Source organism: Labrenzia sp. 011, assembly GCF_003075075.1.
Classification (GTDB): Bacteria; Pseudomonadota; Alphaproteobacteria; order Rhizobiales; family Stappiaceae; genus Roseibium.
Window position 1 is genome coordinate 132590 of sequence record NZ_QCYM01000012.1, and the last position, 20181, is coordinate 152770.

General features: G+C 62.3%; 14 protein-coding genes and 1 tRNA gene. 8 read left to right on the forward strand and 7 right to left on the reverse strand.

Annotation, left to right across the window (positions count from 1 at the left end):
- Positions 1-81: 81 nt before the first annotated feature.
- Both ppdK and meaB read left to right on the forward strand, forming a co-directional pair.
- Positions 82-2751: a pyruvate, phosphate dikinase gene (gene ppdK, locus DCO57_RS14255; protein ID WP_116699574.1), complete on the forward strand. Its 2670-nt coding sequence runs from the start codon at positions 82-84 to the stop codon at positions 2749-2751.
- Between the two features lie 44 nt (positions 2752-2795).
- The gene (gene meaB, locus DCO57_RS14260; protein ID WP_116699575.1) at positions 2796-3773 is read left to right on the forward strand and encodes a methylmalonyl Co-A mutase-associated GTPase MeaB; all 978 of its coding nucleotides are present in this window, start codon (positions 2796-2798) and stop codon (positions 3771-3773) included.
- Here meaB and DCO57_RS14265 read toward each other — a convergent pair.
- The 4 genes from DCO57_RS14265 to DCO57_RS14280 form a co-directional block, all read right to left on the reverse strand.
- Positions 3770-6055, reverse strand: a complete 2286-nt coding sequence (locus DCO57_RS14265) for a bifunctional diguanylate cyclase/phosphodiesterase (protein ID WP_116699576.1) — start codon at positions 6053-6055, stop codon at positions 3770-3772. The two genes, meaB and DCO57_RS14265, sit on opposite strands and share 4 nt — an antisense overlap.
- Before the next feature lie 252 nt (positions 6056-6307).
- A complete protein-coding gene (gene radC, locus DCO57_RS14270; RefSeq protein ID WP_116699577.1) occupies positions 6308-6985 on the reverse strand; it encodes a DNA repair protein RadC in 678 nt (225 codons plus the stop codon).
- A gap of 12 nt (positions 6986-6997) precedes the next feature.
- On the reverse strand, positions 6998-7828 hold the full coding sequence (gene map / locus DCO57_RS14275; protein ID WP_116699578.1) for a type I methionyl aminopeptidase: 831 nt from the start codon (positions 7826-7828) through the stop codon (positions 6998-7000).
- Between the two features lie 255 nt (positions 7829-8083).
- Positions 8084-8169: transfer RNA gene (locus tag DCO57_RS14280), tRNA-Leu, on the reverse strand.
- Between the two features lie 301 nt (positions 8170-8470).
- On the opposite strand from DCO57_RS14280, the gene DCO57_RS14285 reads away from it, so the two are divergent.
- The gene (locus tag DCO57_RS14285) at positions 8471-10036 is read left to right on the forward strand and encodes an alpha/beta hydrolase (protein WP_116699579.1); all 1566 of its coding nucleotides are present in this window, start codon (positions 8471-8473) and stop codon (positions 10034-10036) included.
- 117 nt (positions 10037-10153) lie between these two features.
- On the opposite strand, the gene DCO57_RS14290 is transcribed toward DCO57_RS14285, so the two are convergent.
- Together DCO57_RS14290 and DCO57_RS14295 are read right to left on the reverse strand one after the other, a co-directional pair.
- Entirely contained in the window at positions 10154-10516 is a 363-nt protein-coding gene (locus DCO57_RS14290) for a BA14K family protein (RefSeq protein ID WP_116699580.1), read from the reverse strand.
- Between the two features lie 239 nt (positions 10517-10755).
- Positions 10756-11457 (reverse strand): Crp/Fnr family transcriptional regulator, encoded by a 702-nt coding sequence (locus tag DCO57_RS14295; RefSeq protein ID WP_116699581.1) that lies wholly within the window; start codon positions 11455-11457, stop codon positions 10756-10758.
- 390 nt (positions 11458-11847) lie between these two features.
- Between DCO57_RS14295 and DCO57_RS14300 the strand changes: the two genes are divergently transcribed.
- From DCO57_RS14300 to DCO57_RS14320, 5 genes are all read left to right on the forward strand, one after another.
- Complete coding sequence (locus DCO57_RS14300; RefSeq protein WP_116699601.1) at positions 11848-12366, forward strand: FecR family protein; 519 nt, start codon at positions 11848-11850, stop codon at positions 12364-12366.
- On the forward strand, positions 12363-14264 hold the full coding sequence (locus tag DCO57_RS14305; RefSeq protein ID WP_116699582.1) for an adenylate/guanylate cyclase domain-containing protein: 1902 nt from the start codon (positions 12363-12365) through the stop codon (positions 14262-14264). The genes DCO57_RS14300 and DCO57_RS14305 overlap by 4 nt, the downstream gene beginning before the upstream one ends.
- A 403-nt stretch (positions 14265-14667) precedes the next feature.
- Complete coding sequence (locus tag DCO57_RS14310) at positions 14668-15657, forward strand: efflux RND transporter periplasmic adaptor subunit (RefSeq protein WP_116699583.1); 990 nt, start codon at positions 14668-14670, stop codon at positions 15655-15657.
- Between the two features lie 30 nt (positions 15658-15687).
- On the forward strand, positions 15688-18447 hold the full coding sequence (rbbA, locus tag DCO57_RS14315; RefSeq protein WP_116699584.1) for a ribosome-associated ATPase/putative transporter RbbA: 2760 nt from the start codon (positions 15688-15690) through the stop codon (positions 18445-18447).
- Between the two features lies 1 nt (position 18448).
- Positions 18449-19573 carry an ABC transporter permease gene (locus DCO57_RS14320; protein ID WP_116699585.1) on the forward strand — a complete coding sequence of 375 codons (1125 nt, stop codon included), beginning with the start codon at positions 18449-18451 and terminating at the stop codon, positions 19571-19573.
- A 25-nt stretch (positions 19574-19598) separates the two neighbouring features.
- Here DCO57_RS14320 and DCO57_RS14325 read toward each other — a convergent pair whose 3' ends face one another.
- Entirely contained in the window at positions 19599-20165 is a 567-nt protein-coding gene (locus tag DCO57_RS14325) for a cytochrome b (RefSeq protein ID WP_116699602.1), read from the reverse strand.
- Positions 20166-20181: the final 16 nt, after the last annotated feature.

A 20181-nucleotide genomic window follows, 5' to 3' on the forward strand; every position in this document is an offset into this window, starting at 1 on the left:
AGGTGGGCTGGCGTAGCAGGTATGTGCCCTGCAACATTGACGGAGGCGGGACGTTTCCTGCGCTACGCTAGGAGAGTTGATATGGCCAAGTGGGTCTACAGTTTTGGCAACGGTTCGGCGGAAGGTGCGGCGCACATGCGCAATCTTCTCGGCGGAAAGGGAGCCAATCTTGCTGAAATGAGCAGCCTCGGCCTGCCTGTTCCACCAGGATTCACGATCACCACCGAAGTCTGCACCTGGTTTTACGATCACGATAATTCCTATCCGGAAACACTGGCCTCCGACGTGAAGGATGCGCTGGACAGGATAGGAGTGGCAACGGGCCGCACATTCGGTGGCCTCGAGCGCCCCCTGCTGGTCTCTGTCCGCTCCGGCGCCCGGGTTTCCATGCCCGGCATGATGGATACGGTGCTCAATCTGGGTCTGAACGACCGGACGGTCGAGGCCCTCGCACAGGAGTCGGGAGACCGCCGGTTCGCCTATGACAGCTACCGCCGTTTCATCCAGATGTATTCCGATGTGGTGCTCGGCGTGGATCACCATGAATTCGAGGAAATTCTGGAGGACTACAAGGAACGCAACGAACTGAGGCTGGATACGGACATCGATGCGGATGCCTGGCTGGGTCTGATCGAAAAGTTCAAGGCACTGGTCCAAGAGTCGCTGGACAAGCCGTTTCCGCAGGATCCGCAGGAGCAGCTCTGGGGCGCGATCGGCGCGGTCTTCGGTTCCTGGATGACGCCGCGTGCGGTGACCTACCGGCGGCTGCACGATATCCCCGGGAGCTGGGGAACGGCTGTCAACGTCCAGGCCATGGTGTTCGGGAACATGGGCACGAATTCCGCCACCGGCGTTGCCTTCACCCGCAATCCTTCCACCGGTGAGAACGCGCTTTACGGCGAATTTCTGGTCAATGCCCAGGGGGAGGATGTGGTTGCCGGCATCCGCACACCTCAGGATATCACCGAGAAGGCCCGGAAGGAGGCCGGCTCGTCAAGCCCCTCGCTCGAAGCGCTGATGCCCGAGGCCTTTGCGGAATTCGAATCCTATTGCGCCCGGCTGGAAGGGCACTACCGGGACATGCAGGATCTCGAGTTCACCATCGAGGAAGGCAAATTGTGGATGCTGCAGACCCGCGCGGGCAAGCGGACCGCGAAGGCGGCGCTGAAGATCGCGGTCGACATGGTTGCCGAGGGTCTGCTTGGCGAAGAAGAGGCGATCGGCCGCGTCGAACCGGCCGCGCTGGACCAGCTGCTGCATCCGACCATCGATCCGAAGGCTGAGCGGGATGTGCTCACAACCGGTCTGCCCGCCTCTCCCGGTGCGGCCTGCGGAGCCATCGTCTTCACCTCCGCTGCCGCGGAAGAGGCCCGGGCCGAGGGCCGGAAGGTCATTCTGGTGCGGGTCGAGACAAGTCCGGAAGACATCCACGGGATGCATGCGGCGGAGGGGATCCTGACCTGCCGGGGCGGCATGACCAGTCACGCGGCCGTTGTGGCCCGGGGCATGGGCAAGCCCTGTGTCGCCGGCGCCGGCATGTTGCGCATCGACTACAGGAACGGTGTCATCAACGCGAGCGGACGTCAGCTCAAGGAAGGGGACATCATCACCATCGACGGGGCGACCGGTCAGGTTCTCTGCGGAGAAGTGGCCATGCTCCAGCCGACTCTTTCGGGGGATTTCGGCACATTGATGGGCTGGGCGGACAAGGTCCGGCGAATGAAAGTGCGCGCCAATGCGGAAACACCGCAGGACGCGAAGGTCGCGCGTGACTTCGGGGCCGAGGGGATCGGTCTGTGCCGGACGGAACACATGTTCTTCGACGGAGAGCGCACGGTCGCCGTGCGCGAGATGATTCTTGCCGAGACCGAAGCTGGGCGGCGCGCCGCTCTTGCCAAGCTCCTGCCGATGCAGCGTCAGGATTTCATCGATCTCTTCAAGATCATGCATGGCCTGCCGGTGACCATCCGTCTGCTCGATCCGCCGCTGCATGAATTCCTGCCGAAATCGGATCAGGAGCTCGCGGAAGTCGCCGCTGCGATGGGGGCCGATCCCGAACTGCTGCGGGACCGGGCCCTGGCGCTGGAGGAATTCAATCCGATGCTCGGCCATCGGGGGTGTCGTCTGCTGGTTTCCTATCCGGAAATCGCGGAGATGCAGGCAAGGGCCATCTTCGAGGCCGCAGTGGAAGCGGCCCGGGAGACAGGTGAACCGGTGGTGCCGGAAATCATGGTGCCGCTGGTCGGCCTGAAGAAGGAGCTGGATCTGGTCCGCCAGAGCATCGAGGCGATGGCGGAGGCGGTGAAGGCGGAGAGCGGAGCCGAGCTGACCTATCAGATCGGAACCATGGTCGAATTGCCGCGCGCCGCGCTCAGGGCCGCTGAAATCGCGCAATCCGCCGAGTTCTTCTCCTTCGGAACAAACGACCTTACCCAGACCACCTTCGGCATCTCGCGCGACGATGCAGGTTCATTCCTCGACATCTATCAGAGGAAAGGCATTATCGAGCAGGATCCCTTTGTGTCCCTGGATCAGGAAGGCGTCGGTGAACTCATCCGCATCGGTGCGGAACGCGGCCGGTCGACCCGTCCGGACATCAAGCTCGGCATTTGCGGCGAGCACGGCGGCGATCCCGCCTCGATCGGCTTTTGCGAGCAGATCGGACTCGATTATGTGTCCTGCTCGCCCTTCCGTGTGCCGATCGCCCGGCTTGCCGCGGCGCAATCGGCCCTGAAGTCCCGGTCGGGCTGAGCAATGCGGGCGGGGGGAAAGGCTCACATGGCCGGAACGAGGGCATGAGCGGGCAATTCCCTTCGCTTGAGGACCTGCGTGCGGGCGGCAAACGATTGCTCGCACGGGTCCTTTCCAGGCTGGAAACCCATGCCGGCGACGCCGAAACAGCGGCCTTTCTCGACCGCATCTGCGCCAGCCCGCGCGCGGAAACCGTCGGATTGACCGGGCCGCCCGGCGTCGGGAAGTCGAGCCTGACCGATGCGCTGATCAGGGATTGCCGGGCCGAGGGAAAGAAGGTCGCGGTGCTGGCCGTTGATCCGTCCTCGGCGCTGACGGGCGGGGCCCTTCTCGGCGACCGGACCCGCCTGAAGACCGATCCCAGCGACGAAAACGTCTTTGTGCGTTCCATGGCGGCCCGCAACCGGCTGGGCGGGCTTTCCGACCATGCGGTTGCCGCCATCGCCGTCCTGAGAGCGGTCTGCGACCGCGTCATGGTCGAAACCGTCGGCATCGGCCAGTCCGAGGGCGACCTGAAGCAGGCGGTCGATACGGTCATCCTGTGCATTCAGCCCGGGTCCGGTGACAGTCTGCAGTTCATGAAGGCCGGCATCATGGAATTGCCGGATGTGGTTGCCGTGACCAAGGCGGACATGGGTGCTCTGGCGCGGCGGGCCGCCTCGGATGTCAGGGGCGCGCTTTCCCTGAGCGGCGCCGCCGGGGGCTGGCAGGTGCCGGTGTGCGAGGTTTCCGCCGATACCGGACAGGGCATCGGGGACCTGGCTGCCCTGACGACACGGCATTACGCCCATCTGGTCGAAAGTGGTGCGCTGGAGCAGCGCCGGCGGGACCAGCATGCGGCCTGGTTCCGCGACATGGTGCGCACCGAATTCGGCCTGGCGGGTCTTCGCCATGCAGCCGCCGGAGAGGACTGGCCTTGGATGAAGGCGGCGAAAACCGCGCCGTTCTCGAGCTATGCGGATTTCGCGGCCGGAATCACACGCCGTCTTGACCGGCAGGATGCTCCCGGCCGGCCTGTCTAGAAAATCATGCCGGCCTTGCGGGGCTGATAGCTGAAGTCGGTTCCGAACCCGCCGGTGCTGTCTCCGTTGAATTCTGTCAGAAACTCGGCAAGGCCGGCGTCCGAAAGCGGTCTGGAGATGTAATATCCCTGCATCCGGTGACACTCGTGCATCTGGAGGAAGCGAAGCTGCTCGACCGTTTCGATGCCTTCGGCGACAATGGTCATGCCCAGCGCCTTGCCGAGCTGGATGATCGATACGAGAATGGCCTCCGCTTCCGCGTTTCCATTCATGCCGGAGAGAAAGTCGCGGTCGATCTTGAGCGTGTCGAAGGGGAAACGGCGCAGGTAGCTCAGGCTGGAATATCCGGAACCGAAGTCGTCGAGAGCAACCTTCACCCCAAGATTCTTCAATCGCCTCAATGCCTTGAGGACGGAATCGTTGCGGCCGGCAAATACGCTTTCGGTGACTTCGATTTCAAGACGTTGCGGCGGCAGATTGTTGGCCGCCAGGATCGCCATGACCTTCTCCACGAAACGCGGATGCTTGAACTGGTTGGGCGAGACATTCACCGCGACGATCATGCCCGGCCAGTCATGTGCCTTGGCGCAGGCCTTGTTCAGCACCCAGATGCCCAGCTCGTTGATCAGGCCGGTTTCCTCGGCGACCGGGATGAACTGCGACGGGGAGACGACGGTTCCATCGTCCTTGGTCCAGCGCGCCAGCACCTCGACGGAGACGATGCGCCGGCCGCCGGTGTCGCACTGCGGCTGGTAGGCGAGATCCAGTTCGTCATTCTGCAGCGCCAGGCGAAGTTCCCGGGACATCCTGTCCCTGGACTGGACATGGTGTTCCATGTGGGCCTCGAAGAAGGAGCGCCGGCTGCGGCCGTTGGCCTTCGCATCGTAGAGGGCAATATCGGCCTTGCGCAGCAGTTCGTCAGGATCGTCGCCATCCCTCGGCGCGACCGCCACACCCATGGAAAGACTGGCAAACAGTTCCCGGCGACCGATCATGATCGGTCGTCCGATCTCGTCCTGCACCTGGTCGAGAATATATTCCAGCCATTCGTCGCTTTCGCAATCGCGGATGACCATGGCGAATTCGTCACCGCTGATCCGGGCGACGATGCCGGTGTCCGGAATGACCCGCTTCAGGCGCTGGGCGACCGCGACGATCACCATGTCGCCTGCGGAATGCCCCAGCGTGTCGTTGATGTCCTTGAAGTGGTCCAGATCGATATAGACCACGGCAGTATTCCTGCTGGTGCCGGTACCTTTTTGCAGGCTGTCGGTCAGCAGGGCGTGAAAGCTGGTTCTGTTCGGGAGCCCTGAAAGCGCGTCGTGGCGTGCCGTATGAACGGCCTTGGCCTCGCTTCTCGCCAGACGCTTGGTCATCTGCCGGGTGAAGATGATCACCGCGATCACCACCATGGTGATCATGAAGGCGGCCAGAGCCAGGAAGGGAGTGATGCGGTTGAGCATCTGGCTGCCGGGAAGTTTGGTGTTCCAGCCAATGGCGCCGATGTTCCGGCCGCGCGGCGAATGCAGCAGATACCGGCCGGCGCCCGCGCGGGTCGTCGGGGAATCGGTCAGGACGAACCCGTTCAGACGGGACATCTCTGCGATGTCGTTGAGCTTTTCTCCTTCCAGCGGCACCAGACTTACCAGTGTCACCGGCGGACGGCGGTTCTTGGAAATCGACAGGATCTGCGGCACGACAGCGGCTGCGGTGAACAGGTGAGGCCGGCCCCCGATGCTGACGACGCCCGTTTCCGCGATTGACCTGCGTGTGTCGCTGTATTCGGGAGCGAACCGGTAAAGGCCGGACGGCGTTTTCTTCATGGAACTGATGTAGCGGGCACGCACCTTGGCAACGGCGGGTTGGAGGTCGTCCATCAGATCTTCCGTCGCCCACGTTCTGGTGTGGTCGCGCGCATACAGGTTCATGACATCGCATTCGCGGTCGAACAGTATGGATTTCGTGAAGCCGTGATTCTGGTACAGCCAGTGCGTCATGTTGTTGTAGATCCAGCTTTCGTTCGGCGTCGGCTGGTTGACGACATGATAGGCTTCTTCCCAGATCACCACACCGGTCTGCTGCTTGACCAGATAGTTCTGGGAAAGCTGCATGGCGCCTGCAATGAGCGTGTGCTGTGACTGTTCGGCATTCCGGTCCGACAGGTGGGCGGACCAGTACATAACGCCGAAGATTCCGAATACGGAAATCACGACAATTATGACCATCGGAACGACGATCGCACCGGCGATCTTTCTGCCGGAGTTTATAGACAAATTGTTCATACGCTGCCCATCTGGTTGGCAGCAGTATCAAGTGTCGGGGTTAAGGAATGCCCCTAGGATCATAGTAAAATTACTGTAAAGCGCCGAAGTTCCAATAGTGGAAATGGAAGCGAATTCAAGTGTTCTTGACGATCTTGCGATCTACATGCCGTATTTCGAAAAGAGCGGGCGCGGTTCAAGTGCCACGAGCGGCGCCTGCCTGGGGCGCCGGCCATGCCGTGTCGGGCAGGGCATCATCATCGCCATTCGGTTTCAGATCAGCCGCAGACCGCGAAAGCTTACATTGGTTCTCAGGCCGACAATGATGTGGTCATGGATCTCGATACCGAGTGGATTGGCGATTTCGATGATCTTTTGCGTCATCTGGATGTCCGCCCGTGAGGGCGTGGGGTCGCCGGAAGGATGATTGTGTACCAGGATAAGGGCCGTGGCAGAATGCTCCAGTGCCCGCCGGATGACCTCGCGCGGGTAGACCGGCGTATGATCGACCGTGCCGGTCTGCTGGACCTCGTCGGCGATCAGGCCGTTTTTCTTGTCGAGGTACAGAACCCGGAACTGTTCCACGTCGGCGTGTTCCATGGAGGCCTGCAGATAGTCGATGACCTTCTGCCAGCTGTCGAGGGGACGGCGCTCGTCCAGTTCCGCGCGGTGGTAGCGGGCAATGGCGGCATGAACGGCCTGCAGGCTGTCGATGCTGATGTCGGAGAGACCGTCGATTTCCTTCAGCCGCGCCCTGGGAGCGGAGAGGGCGGCGGAAAAGGACCCGAACCGCCTGAGGAGGGCCTTGGCGATCGGCTTGGTATCCTGACGGGGCAGGGCGGAGAACAGCAGGAATTCCAGCAATTCGTAATCGGCAAGACTCTGGGCACCGGTGCTGCGAAACCTCTCCCGCAGTCTCTGGCGGTGTCCCTTGTGATCCGCGGCACTCATGGTCCGTGAACCCTAGTCGTCCGGGCGACCTGGCTTGTGAAGACCCGTGGGCGATGTCGTGAAGATCTGGCATCCCTCCGGGGTGATGCCGATGGAATGCTCGAACTGGGCCGACAGGGAACGGTCGCGGGTCACAGCCGTCCAGCCGTCGCTCAGAACCTTCACATGGGGACGGCCCAGATTCACCATCGGCTCGATGGTGAAGATCATTCCCGGTTTCAGCTCGACCCCTTCGCCGGGCCGGCCGTAGTGGAGGATATTCGGCGCGTCGTGAAACAGCAGCCCCAGACCGTGGCCGCAGAAATCGCGCACCACGGAACAGCGCTGGGCTTCCACAAAGGTCTGGATGGCCGCGCCGATGTCGCCGGTGGTGTTGCCGGGCCTGGCCGCCTCGATGCCGCGCATCAGCGACTCGTAGGTCACGTCGATCAGCCGTTCGGCCGCGCGCTTGACCGTGCCGACCGGATACATGCGGCTGGAATCCCCATGCCAGCCGTCGAGGATGAAGGTGACATCGATGTTGACGATATCGCCTTCGCGCAGCGCCTTGTTGTTCGGAATTCCGTGGCAGACCACATGGTTGATCGAGGTGCAGCACGACTTGGTATAGCCGCGGTAATTGAGCGTCGCCGGAATGGCGTTGCGGTCCATTCCGTACTGATAGACGAAATCGTCGATTTCCTCGGTCGTCGTTCCGGGCTTGACGAGGTCCGCAAGCTCGTCCAGGCAGGCCGCCGTCAACTGTCCGGCGCGCATCATGCCCTCGAAATCCTCGGGGCCGTAAAGTCGCACCTGGCCGGTGTTCTTCAGGGGAGCTTCTGCGGCGTCAACGTAACTGACCATCGGTACCCGTGTCTCACAGCTGGATTGCGCCGGCCCGTTTCAGAGTCTTTGAGGGAGCCCGGCGCTTGGATTGTTCTCTTGCCTTGCCTGTTCACATACAGTCACGAGGCGACAATTTCCAGTTCCGCGTGCGGGAAAATGAGGGCATTGCCCTCTTCAACGGGTGGCAAGCCCAGGCATCCTGCAGGTCGGGCCCATAAGGCAGGCGGCATTTCCTGCCTTGCCGCGGGCGGGCCTTGCCGGGAAAGTCCGACTTGGTGCGGGCGGCGGGACTCGAACCCGCACGGCCTAGGGCCTCCGGATTTTAAGTCCGGTATGTCTACCAATTCCATCACGCCCGCTTTGCCCCGGCCGGATTTTGCCGAAGCGATCTAGGTCAATAGCGATCCGGCTTTTGAAGCGCAACCCGCAAGGGCCAATCCGTTTCCGCCGCCGGTGACATGTACACAAGCGGGAGTCTTTCCGATCCGCCGGACGGCATGCACCGCATGGCAGGGGAACCGGTTGGCCATTTGTTTCCGCGGCAGCCCGGATATGCAGGAGACGGCGCGTCCTATTCGGCCGCCGTTGTTGTCAGCGTTGTTACAACAGTGGTAATTATGTCAGATCTTGCGTTGTTTTCCGGTCAGTCAGGACGTTCGAATGTCTCAGGACCTCGAGATCTCTCTCTTGGGCGAACTGCGGGTTTTGTCTTCGGGCGAAGAGATCGCCTTGCCGGCGTCCCGGAAGGCACGGGCGTTGCTCGGGTTTCTCATCGCGACCGGGCGGCCGCACCGCCGGGAGCGGCTTTGCGAACTGTTCTGGGATATTCCCGAAGATCCGAAGGCGGCCCTGCGCTGGGCGCTCAGCAAGCTTCGCAAGATCGTTGACGGACCGGAGGAGGTCAGGATTGTCGCCGACCGGGAGCGGGTGCAGTTCGTGCCCAGCGGGGTGCGCATCGACATCACCGATATTCACGCAAGACTGCGGGACCGGGACAATCCACCTCCAGTCGAGGATCTGGAGCAGATGGTGCGCCTGCTGGAGCAGGTGCCGCTCGACGGGCTGGACGGAGCCGGCGACGATACGTTCGACGCCTGGCTGACGGCGGAGCGGGAAGATGCCCGGGGCGCTCAGGTGGAGGTGCTGAAACGGCTTGCCACCCATCCGCACACCGGCTCGATTGCTGCCCGAAAGTGGATGCGGCTTTGGGCCGAGGCCGACCCGGAGGGGGCGGAGGTCTGGCGGGTGTCACCATCCGGGATGAGCGCCGCCAGGAGCACCGAAGGGGAGGCGGATGCTCGGGGGGCGGACAGCGGGACCCGTGAAACAAGAACGCAGGATGCCCAGAAGCAGGTCAAGGAGGCGCGGGCGCGGGCCCTGCGGTCGCAGCGCATCGGGTTCTGCGAAGTCGCGGACGGCACCAAGATCGCCTTTGCCAGTATCGGCTCCGGACCTCCGGTGCTGAAGGCGGCGAACTGGCTGAACCATCTTGAATTCGACTGGTCCAGCCCGATCTGGGGCCGGAGCTTCGCCGAGATCGCCCGCCAACGCACGTTCATCCGCTATGACGAGCGTGGCTGCGGCCTGTCCGACTGGGATGTGAAGGATCTGAGTTTCGACGCCTTTGTCGAGGATCTGGAGGCGGTGGCCGATACGCTGGGCCTCGACCGCTTTCCGCTGATCGGTATCTCCCAGGGATGTGCGGTTTCGATCGAATATGCGGTGCGGCATCCGCAGCGGGTGTCCGGCCTGATCCTGATCAGCGGTTACGCGGCCGGCTGGCGGCATCTCGCCAGTGCTGAGGAGCAGGCACGGCGCGAGGCGGTGCTGACCCTGACCGAGCTGGGATGGGGCACCGACAACCCGGCCTACCGGCACATCTTCTCGCAAACCTTCATGCCCGAAGCGAGCGCGGAAACGCTGGCATGGTTCGACGAATTTCAGCGCCGGACAACGTCACCGCAAAACGCGGCCCGCTTTCAGGAAGCTTTCGGTCAGATCGATGTGCGGCACCGGTTGGCTGAGGTGCGCGTCCCGACCATCGTTCTGCATTCCAGATACGATCAGCGGATCCCGCTGGAACTGGGCCGGGCGGTCGCTAGCGGCATACCTGGGGCGCAATTCGTGCCGTTGGAGAGCCATAACCACATTCTGGTCGACCAGGAGCCTGCCTGGCCGGTCTGTCTGGACGCCATCGGAGCGTTTCTCGAGGAACATGGTCTTTAGGGTGTGAACCGGCGCCCTGCCGGAGCCGACAAGTCGATGGCGCGGCAAAACACCTCCGTTCAGGACGAGGGTGTTTTGCCGGAGAGCGGTCCCGCAGGGGTCTGTGCGGGCGCCGTGTCAGCCCCTGAAGAAGGGAGATCTGCACTGCCGGCGGGGGCCGTTGTAGGGCTGGAAGGTATTGCTCTGCGCACGATAGGAATTGTAGCGATCGTAACACCAGGCCACATGCTGGTGCCAGTTGTTGCCGCGCCGCGGCTTGTAGGAATTGTAGTGGTAATTGTTGTTGTAACGGTGACGATTGTTGTGATGATAGTTGTTGTGGTGACCTTTGCCTTTGTGGTGATACCCGTTGTTCTGGCCATGGTTGTTGTGTCCTTGGCCTTTTTTGTGCCCGTGGTTGTCGGCCAGCGCAGATGTGGTGGATGCTGCTGCGACCAGACCGGCGACTGCAAGTGTGGTGATAAGAACTTTCTTGAACATCACGACTTTCCCTTTGTGTTGGTCCCGGCGAAAACATTTGCGCCGATGACCAATACTTAAGGGTTCTCTCAGTCAACAGATGTGATGCGCAACACCATACGGTCAGATCCTGAAAAATCTGTCACGTGCCCCGGAAACATGATGCGGGTGCGCACAGGCCTGATTAACCCACCGGGATCTGCAGCGTGTCGCTTCCGCACCCTTTCGCGCATGTCCGCAATCTTTCGTGATGAACGGCGCTACTCGTCCTCGGCAATCGCCTCGAGGCCGCCCCGGTCGCGCAGAATCAGCCAGCCGTCCTTCAGATCGATCAGATCCGCCTTCTGCCATTTGCGCAGGCAGCGGTTCACGTTTTCCCTTGTGTTGCCGATCATGGAGGCCATTTCGGACTGGGACAGGGACAGTTTGCTGTGCGGCTTTTCCTCGCTGGCGGGAGCAGCAGTGGTGAGACGCAGCAACAGGCGCGCCAGGCGCGCGGGGAGACCCAGGAATGCGATTTCCATCATCCGCTCGTCCGAACGCCGGACCCGTTTGCACAGCAGCTCGATCAGGCGGACCGAAAACGCCGGGTTGCGCTGGAGGACTTCCAGCAAGGCGCGTCTCTCGAGCACGACGAGTGTGCAGTTGGTCAGGGCATGCACATTGGCGGAGCGTTCCCCTCCGTCCAGAAGGGCAATCTCGCCGAAGACGTCGCCCGCTTTCAGCTCAGCCAAGGTGACCTCGCGGGCATTCGGTGTGGGCATGGTAACGCGCACCGTCCCTTCGGCGATTGCCATCATGCTCTGGCCGGGCGTTCCCATTTCAAACACGGTCTGGCCGGATGTATAGCGTTTGACATGGGCAAAGGCGGTGAGATCCTTGCGCGACTGCTCGTCGAGAGCTTCAAAGATGAAGCTCTTTCCCAGCAGCTTTTCCTTGTTCAAGGTCTCGTCCGCGCTCATATGCTGTGCCTTCTTCAATTTTCGTCACTGTACAACGCTGGTTACAACGCTACAGGTGTTTCAGGAGCTACCCTTATAAAATAGATTGAGGGGGCAGGGATGAATTTGTTCCGAAAATTTGCGGGCTCGAACAGGAAATCCTGCGGTTTCCAACGGCTTGCCGCGTATCTGCCGGACAGGCGCGCACCCGGTTCCCAGCCTGGGGAAAGGGATTCGGAGTGCCGGGGCGGTGCCTTGCAGTCCGGCTCGGCAGCTGGAACGGAAAATATGCGGCTGTCTGCGCGCTGGCCGCTATGCATGTTCGGGCTGATCGGTGAAGTTTCAGGAAGCGGCATTGCCAAAATCCACGGGGCGAATAGACTTGATTTCAGGAAAGCCATTGAGAAACCCATGTCAAAGATACGCATGAAGACCATTGTTGCGGCAACCCTGTTCCTGGCTGCGGCTTGTGTTCAGGGAAATGCCCAGGACATGAGCGGCTGTGTCAAGACGGATGTGCCCGATCCTCCCCGAATCGTCTACCAGTGTGCGAACGGGCTTGTTTTCGAGGCGGAAGCGGCGGCGGAGATCGCAGTGGAAAAATCCGCTGCGCAGGCCCGTCCCGACGAGGTCCGGCTGACCGAGGATGCGGTGCTCATCGAAGTCGAGCCCGACAGCGGTCCCTTCCAGATCCTCACCCCCCATGCGATCGCCGCGGTTCGCGGCACGCTGTTTGTGGTGGATGTGACACAGGAGATGACGTCCGTGTTCGTCGTGCGCGGCCAGGTCGCCGTATCACGGCCTGACGGTTCGGATGCTGTGACCCTGTCCGCTGGAGAGGGCGTGGAAGTCACTCAGGCCGATCCCCTGATCACCAAACGATGGCCGCAGGAGAAAGCCGACAGGCTGCTTGCCCGCTTCGCGCGATGAAATCGCGACTGCCGACAAGGCTGGCGCTCGTCGCTCTCCTTGTGGGCTGTCTGTGGGCCGGCTGGCTCGTGCACACGCATCTTGCCGGCGTCGCCAGCGTTCTGGACCGGGCGGAGACGGTGCTCCTGGACTTGCGCATTCTGCTCAACGGACCGCGCGAGGTCTCCGACGAGGTCGTCATCGTCGCCATCGACGATGAAACCGTGTCAGCCACCGGAAGCTACCCGCTCGGACACGACAATCTGGCACGGCTGGTGGACAGGATCAGGCAGGCCGGCGCGCGTGCGCTGGCAATCGACATCCTGCTGACAGGAACCGTACCGGAAGGCTCGGATGGACCGCTTGCAGCCGCACTGGGCTCGATTCCGGCGGTCGTCGCTGCAGCCGGACAGTTCTCTGGCAGCCGGGCCGGCGGATCCTATATCCCCAAACCCGATCGTGTGCTTAGCCCTTTGCCGGCTTTCACGGGCCAGGCCGCCACGGGACTGGTAAATGTTTCCGCGGATGCGGGAGGGACGCCGCGGCATATTCCCCTTGTGTTCGTGACCAGAGACGGGCCGGTTCCCTCTTTCGTGCTATCGGCAACGGGCCGGTTTCTCGGCCGGGATCCCACGCTGACACGGGATGCCATTCGCCTGCGGAACAGGCTTCAGCCCCTCGATTATGCCTGGCACCTGCCGCTCAACTACTACGGACCGTCCGGAACCGTCAGGACCGTGAGCGCGCAATCGGTTTACGACGGAAGCGTGGGGGCCTCCATGCTCGATGGTCGGCTGGTGCTTGTCGGAGCGACTGCGACCGGAGTGGGAGACCGCTTCAGCACGCCGTTCGATCCGATCCTGCCAGGTGTCGAGGTTCTGGCAACCGGCGTCGCCAACCTCCTGGACGGCTCGGGGCTCGTCAGGAACGGCACGGTCCGGCGCATTGATGCCATCGTGGCCGTTTCGATCATGCTGATCGCCCTGGTCATGGTGATTTTCCTGCCGCTGGCGCAGGCCACAATCCTCTATCTGCTGCTTGTCGGCGTCTGGCTCGTCGTCACGACCCTGGCCTATGGCCAGGGCTACTGGTTCAACGGGGCGCTTCCGGTGGCCGCAAGCCTGCCACCCCTCGTCATGATCGCGATTGTCCGCGAGATTTTCGACCGGCGTCAGACCAGCCGGTTCGCGGTGGCCAATGAAGCCCTCAGCCGGTTTCAGGCGCCGGGTCTGGCGCGGCGCATTGCGGAGGATCCCGGTTTCCTCCTTCGTCCCGTTGAGCAGGACGTCGCGATCCTGTTCATCGACCTTGCCGGTTACACGGGATTGACCGAACGCCTTGGGCCGGGCGGAGCGCGCGACGTTCTGAAGTCCTTTCACACGCTCGTCGTCAATGAAACCGCGAGGCGTCACGGGGTGGTTCTGGACTTCATGGGCGATGGCGCCATGATCTGTTTCGGTATTCCCGAAGCCCGGCAGCGCGACGCTGCCGACGCCTGCCTGTGCGCCTTTGATCTTGTAGCGGCGGTCCAGGACTGGATCGCTTCGTCGGATCTCGGGGGGGATCTCAGCGGTGTGCGGATCGGGGGACACTACGGACCGGTGGTCCTGTCGCGTTTAGGGCACGAAACCCAGCAGCAGATCGCGGCGACCGGTGATTGCGTCAATGTAGCCAGCCGGCTGATGGAAACAGGCAAGGGCTTCCAGGCTTCGGTTGCCCTGTCCACGGCGCTGGTCGCCGAGGCGGACCGGTGCATGCTGGTGCCGCCCCGTGTCGAGGCCGTCGCCATTCGCGGCCGGCGGCAGAGCATTCACATCGCGCTGTGGACGGCGTCCCAGGCCAATGCGCTTCGGTCCGGCGCCTTCAGGCACGAGGGGCCCGCTGCGGCAAGTGACGTCGCCGGGATCCCTTTCCCGTGACATGGAATTGCGGGCCGATTGCGAGACGGCATGGGCTTTCGCCGATTGCGAGGGAAATGGACGGAGGGCCTCCTCCGTCCACCCGTTCCATCGGACGGGACCGGCAGCGGGACACCGAATTCCGGCCGACAGAACCTCTGCAATCGCGATTTCACACGTCGTTTCTTGTTCATTTGTGAGTTCACACCCTAGCGGATTTCGGACTGAAAACCTGTGACGGACGACACGGTCCGGACTGACAGTCTGTTCGCGCAGCTTGCTGTGTTTCAGCGGAAGATTTGCGCTGCCTCAACTCAGAGGGCGGGAGGTTGCGCTAGAGTGAGCCCAACTTCATATTTTTCATGGCCCTCACCCCGGGATTCCGGGGTGTTCCGGGTGCTGGAAACTTCAAGGCGATTCAAAGATGTCTCTAAAATCCAGGATTCTCATTCTGATCCTGCTTGTTCTGGCCGCCGCCGGAGGTGGTGCATACTGGTGGTATGTGAATCAGGACGGGCTGCCGGAGGAGATTGCCTATGGCAACGGCCGGATCGAGGCCGAAACCGTGCAGGTCGCGACCAAGACCGGTGGCCGGGTGCTGGAGGTTCTGGTCGATGAGGGAGACTTCGTCGAGAAGGACCAGATCCTTGCCCGTATCGATACCGATGAGCTCGAGGCCTTGCTTGAAGCGGCCAAGGCGAATGCCGTCGCGGCCAATGACCTTGTGGCGTCGATAAGGGCGCAGACGGTGCAAAGGGAAAGCGAGCTGAAATACGCCGCGCAGGAACTCGTACGGGCGCAAACCCTCGTGGCCAAGGGGCATATCTCCCAGCAGGAAGCGGACCAGAGGCAAACGGCCAAGGAAACGGCGCAGGCGACCCTGGAGGCGACCCGGGCCCAGCTCAAGAATGCGGAAAGCCTGGTGGAGGCCGCGCAGGCGGAGGTCAGGCGGATCGAAACGCTCATCGATGATGCAACGCTGAAGGCGCCGATTTCCGGTCGGGTGCAGTACAGGCTGGCCGAGCCCGGCGAAGTGCTGTCCGCAGGGGGGCGGGTGATCACCCTGCTCGACCTTTCGGACGTCTACATGACCATCTTTCTGCCCACGACGGAAGTCGGGCGGGTCTATATCGGTGCCGAGGCGCGGATCATTATCGATGCAGCGCCGGAATATGTCATCCCGGCAACTGTCTCCTTCGTCGCGGCGGACGCCCAGTTCACGCCGCGTGAGGTCGAGACCCGGAGCGAGCGCGAGAAGCTGATGTTCCGGACCAAGATCAGCATCGCGGCGGACCTCCTCAAGGAACACATCGAGAAGGTGCGCACCGGGCTTCCGGGGGAAGCCTATGTGATGATGGCGCCCGGCACACAGTGGCCGGACGATCTCGCGGTGCATTTGCCTTCCGTCAACTAGGCGGTTCGCGTTCCAACGCAGGAGTGTTTCATGTCCGCTCAACATCCGAGCGAGCGCCGCACCGGTCCGGTTGCAAGCCTGGCGGGAGTCCGCCATGTCTATGGTGGAACCGCCGCGCTGGACGACGTAACCCTGGATATTCCCGCCGGCCGTATGGTCGGCTTTCTGGGGCCGGACGGTGTCGGCAAGTCGACGCTTCTGGCCCTGTTGTCGGGCGCGCGCAAGATCCAGACGGGCACCGTGACCGCACTTGGCGGGGACATGGCGGACAAGGAGCACCGCAGATCGGTTCTGCCGCGCATTGCCTACATGCCGCAGGGGCTCGGCAGGAATCTTTACATGGACCTGACCGTCCGGGAGAACCTGGAATTCTTCGCCCGGCTTTTCGATCAGGGCGGCTCGGAGCGGCGCGCGCGTATCGATGACCTGACCCGAAGCACCGGGCTCCGCCCGTTTCTTGAGCGCCCGGCCGGCAAGCTTTCCGGAGGAATGAAGCAGAAGCTCGGGCTGTGCTGCGCCTTGATCCACGACCCGGATCTGCTCATCCTGGACGAGCCGACGACGGGGGTCGATCCGCTCTCGCGGCGCCAGTTCTGGTCGCTTGTCTCGCGAATTCGCGGGGACCGCCCGCATGTCAGCGTGCTGGTGGCGACCGCCTATATGGACGAGGCGTCCGGGTTCGACTGGCTGGTGGCAATGAACGACGGCAAGGTTCTGGCGGAGGGAACGCCCGGGCAGATTCTCGAAACGGCGGGAGCGGGCACGCTCGAGGAGGCATTCGTCAGGCTTTTGCCGGAAGAGGAGAGGCGCGACCACAGGTCGCTCGAGATTCCTCCGAGATCTGTCACCGGTCATGACAAGGCCATCGTTGCCCGGAACCTTGTCCAGAAGTTCGGAACCTTCACGGCCGTCGACGATGTCAGCTTCGAGATCGAGCGCGGTGAAATATTCGGGTTTCTCGGCTCCAACGGCTGTGGCAAGACGACCACGATGAAGATGCTGACGGGGCTTCTGAAACCGACCAGCGGCCAGGCCTGGCTGTTCGGCGAAAGCGTGGACGGTGAAGGCGTCGATACCCGGCGCCGTGTGGGTTACATGTCGCAGGCCTTCTCGCTCTATACCGAGCTGACGGTGCGCCAGAATCTGGTCCTTCATGCGCAGCTCTTTCACCTGCCACCTGAAAAGGCGAAACAGCGTATCCGGGACCTGATCGACCGCTTCGGTCTCGGCCCTCATGTGGATGATCTGCCCGAAAATCTGCCGCTGGGTGTCCGGCAGCGGCTCTCGCTGGCCGTGGCCATCGTCCATGAACCGGAGATGCTCATTCTGGACGAGCCGACATCGGGCGTCGATCCGGTTGCCAGGGACGAGTTCTGGGAGCTCCTTATCGACCTGTCGCGCAATCAGGGCGTGACGATTTTCATCAGTACGCACTTCATGAACGAGGGAGAGCGATGCGACCGCATATCGCTGATGCATGCGGGCAAGGTGCTGGCCTGCGACACGCCAGGGGCGCTGATTGACGCCCGGGGGGCGGAGACGCTGGAAGAGGCCTTCATCGGTTATCTGGAAGATGCGATCGGAACCGGCCCCGAAACTGACGCCAGTGATGATACGGCCGGTACGGAGCCGCCGCCGGTCGCAAGCGCCGCGCCGCGCAGGGGATTTTCCCTGCGCCGCCTGCGCGCCTATACGCAGCGTGAGAGCAAGGAACTGCTGCGGGACCCTGTCCGCCTGACCTTTGCCCTGGTCGGGACGATGATCCTCATGCTGGTGTTCGGTTTCGGCATCACCACGGATGTCGAGAACCTGAAATACGCGGCCCTGGATCAGGACCGCTCCCTGGAAAGCCGCGAGTATCTCGAAGGTCTGTCCGGCTCGCGGTATTTTTCCGAGCAGGCTCCCCTGAGCGATCATGCGGATCTGGAAAAACGCCTGCGCGGCGGCGATATCGTGCTGGCCATCGAGATCCCTCCCAATTTCGGGCGCGACCTGTTGCGCGGGGAAAATCCGGAAATCGCCGCGACGGTCGACGGCGCCATGCCCTTCCGGGCCGAGACGATCGCCGGTTACGTGGCCGGGATGCACGAGGAATACATTCTCGACCAGTACAGCCGCCTTTACGGCGAACGGCCGGAGCTGCTCGAAGCCACGATCGAGACCCGGTTCCGCTACAATCAGGATTTCAAGAGCGTCTATGCCATGGTGCCCTCGGTCATCGCGCTCCTGCTGATCTTCATCCCTGCGATCCTGACGGCCGTCAGCGTGGTGCGCGAAAAGGAACTGGGGTCCATCACCAATCTCTATGTGACGCCGGTCAGCAAGCTGGAGTTCCTTCTGGGCAAACAGCTGCCCTATGTGTTTCTCGGGCTCATCAATTTCGCCCTGCTGACGATCATCGCGGTGACCGTGTTCGGGGTGCCCATCAAGGGCAGTCTGCTGACCCTCGTTTCGGGCGCCGTCATCTATGTGTTCGCTTCGACGGCCTTCGGACTGTTCTTTTCCAGTTTCACCCGGACCCAGGTGGCCGCTCTCGCGGCAACCGCGATCGGAACGGCGCTTCCGGCCATTCAATTCTCCGGGATGCTGCAGCCGGTCAACACGCTTGAGGGGATCGGCGCGTTCATCGGCAGGATCTTTCCCATGTCCCATTTCCTGACCATCAGCGTCGGGACGTTCACCAAGGGACTGTCCTTCTCCGAGCTGGCGACCAGTTTCCTTTTCCTCGCTCCCGCCGGGCCAGTCCTGATCGCCCTGAGTGTCATTTTGCTGGCCAAGCAGGAGACCTGACATGCACAGCCTCCAGAACATTTTCCGCCTCGGCCTGAAGGAACTCTACAGTCTCAGACGGGATGCGGTGCTGCTGGTCCTGATCGGCTGGGCCTTCAGCATGGGCATCTATGTGGCCGGAAGCGGATTCGCGGTGGATCTGCACAATGCGGCGATTGCCATCGTGGACGAGGACCACTCCCAGCTGTCCACCAGAATAAGCCAGGCTTTCCTGGAGCCGGAGTTCAACAAGCCCGACCTGATTTCCTATAACGAGATCGATCCGGGGCTGGACACGCGCCGCTACTCCTTCATCGTGGTGATCCCGCCGAACTTCGAGAAGGACGTCATCCGGGGAAACCTGCCGGCCGTCCAGGTCAATATCGATGCCACCGCGACGATGCAGGCGGGCATCGGTGCCACCTATATCGCCAGTATCCTGGCCCAGGAGCTTGAACGCTACAGCCTGGAACAGGGACAGAGCGTCTCGCTGCCCCTGTCGCTCGTCACCCGCTATGCCTTCAATCCCAACCTCTCCAGCCCCTGGTTTTCCAGCGTGATGGAAATCATCAACAATGTGACCATGCTGACGGTGGTGCTGACCGGAGCTGCGTTTATCCGCGAGCGCGAGCATGGTACCCTCGAGCATCTGATGGTCATGCCGCTTGCGCCTTTTGAAATCATGCTGGCAAAGGTCTGGGCGAACGGGCTTGTCATCATCCTGGCGGTGTCCTTCGCGCTCTGGGTGATTGTCGAAAATGTCCTGTCCGTGCCGGTTGCCGGGTCGATCCCGCTGTTCCTGTCCGGGGTCGCCCTCTATCTGTTCTTTGCTTCGGCGCTGGGCATTCTGCTCGGCACCATGACCCATTCCATGCCGCAATTCGGTCTGATGTTCATCCTGCTCATTCTGCCGATGATCCTGCTGTCCGGCGGCCAGACACCCGTGGAAAGCCAGCCGGTGCTTCTCCAGAACATCATGCGTCTGGTGCCCTCGACGCAATTCGTCAGCTTCGCTCAGGCGATCCTCTACAGGGGCGCGGGCCTGGATATCGTCTGGCCGCATTTCCTGGCGGTGACCGTGGTCGGTCTCGCATTGTTCGCCCTTGCGGGAATGCGGTTCCGCAAGAGCATCGCCGCGAACAGATAGGGCGCGCGGAGCGATGCCTGATGCGTCAGAGGATCTTGTATAGCGTGTGATCGCGCCGGATCACATGGTGGAACAGCACCGCCGCGAAATGCAGGGCGAACAGGCCGAGCAGGATCCAGGCGCTCCAGGCATGGATGCCCGACAGGGTCCAGGCGATGTCCGGCGCCTTCCCGATGGGGCTCCAGACCGGCAGAAGGCCGAACCAGGTCAACGGAAATCCGTGGGCATTGGTCGCCAGGAAGCCGCTCACCGGCATGATGATCAGAAACAGATAGAGAAGACCGTGCACGGTGGTGGCGGCAAGGCGCTCGATGTACGGGCCGTCAGCCGGCGGTTTGCGTGCTATCAGCATGTTGCCGACGCGCAGGAGCATCAGCCACAGGACCAGGAAGCCGAGGCTCTCGTGCAGCAGATAGAAGTCCAGGGCGACTTCCTGCTTGACGAAGCCGATGACGACACCGAGGGGCCATGTGGCCAGAACGAGACCGGCGACCAGCCAGTGCAGGATGCGGGTCGTCGCCGTGTAGCGCGCGGTTTCGTCAAGGGCGGGCAGGGCGGGGACAGGGGCGCCGCTCTCCGGTTGATTCAGCATTCTGATCTCCATGTAC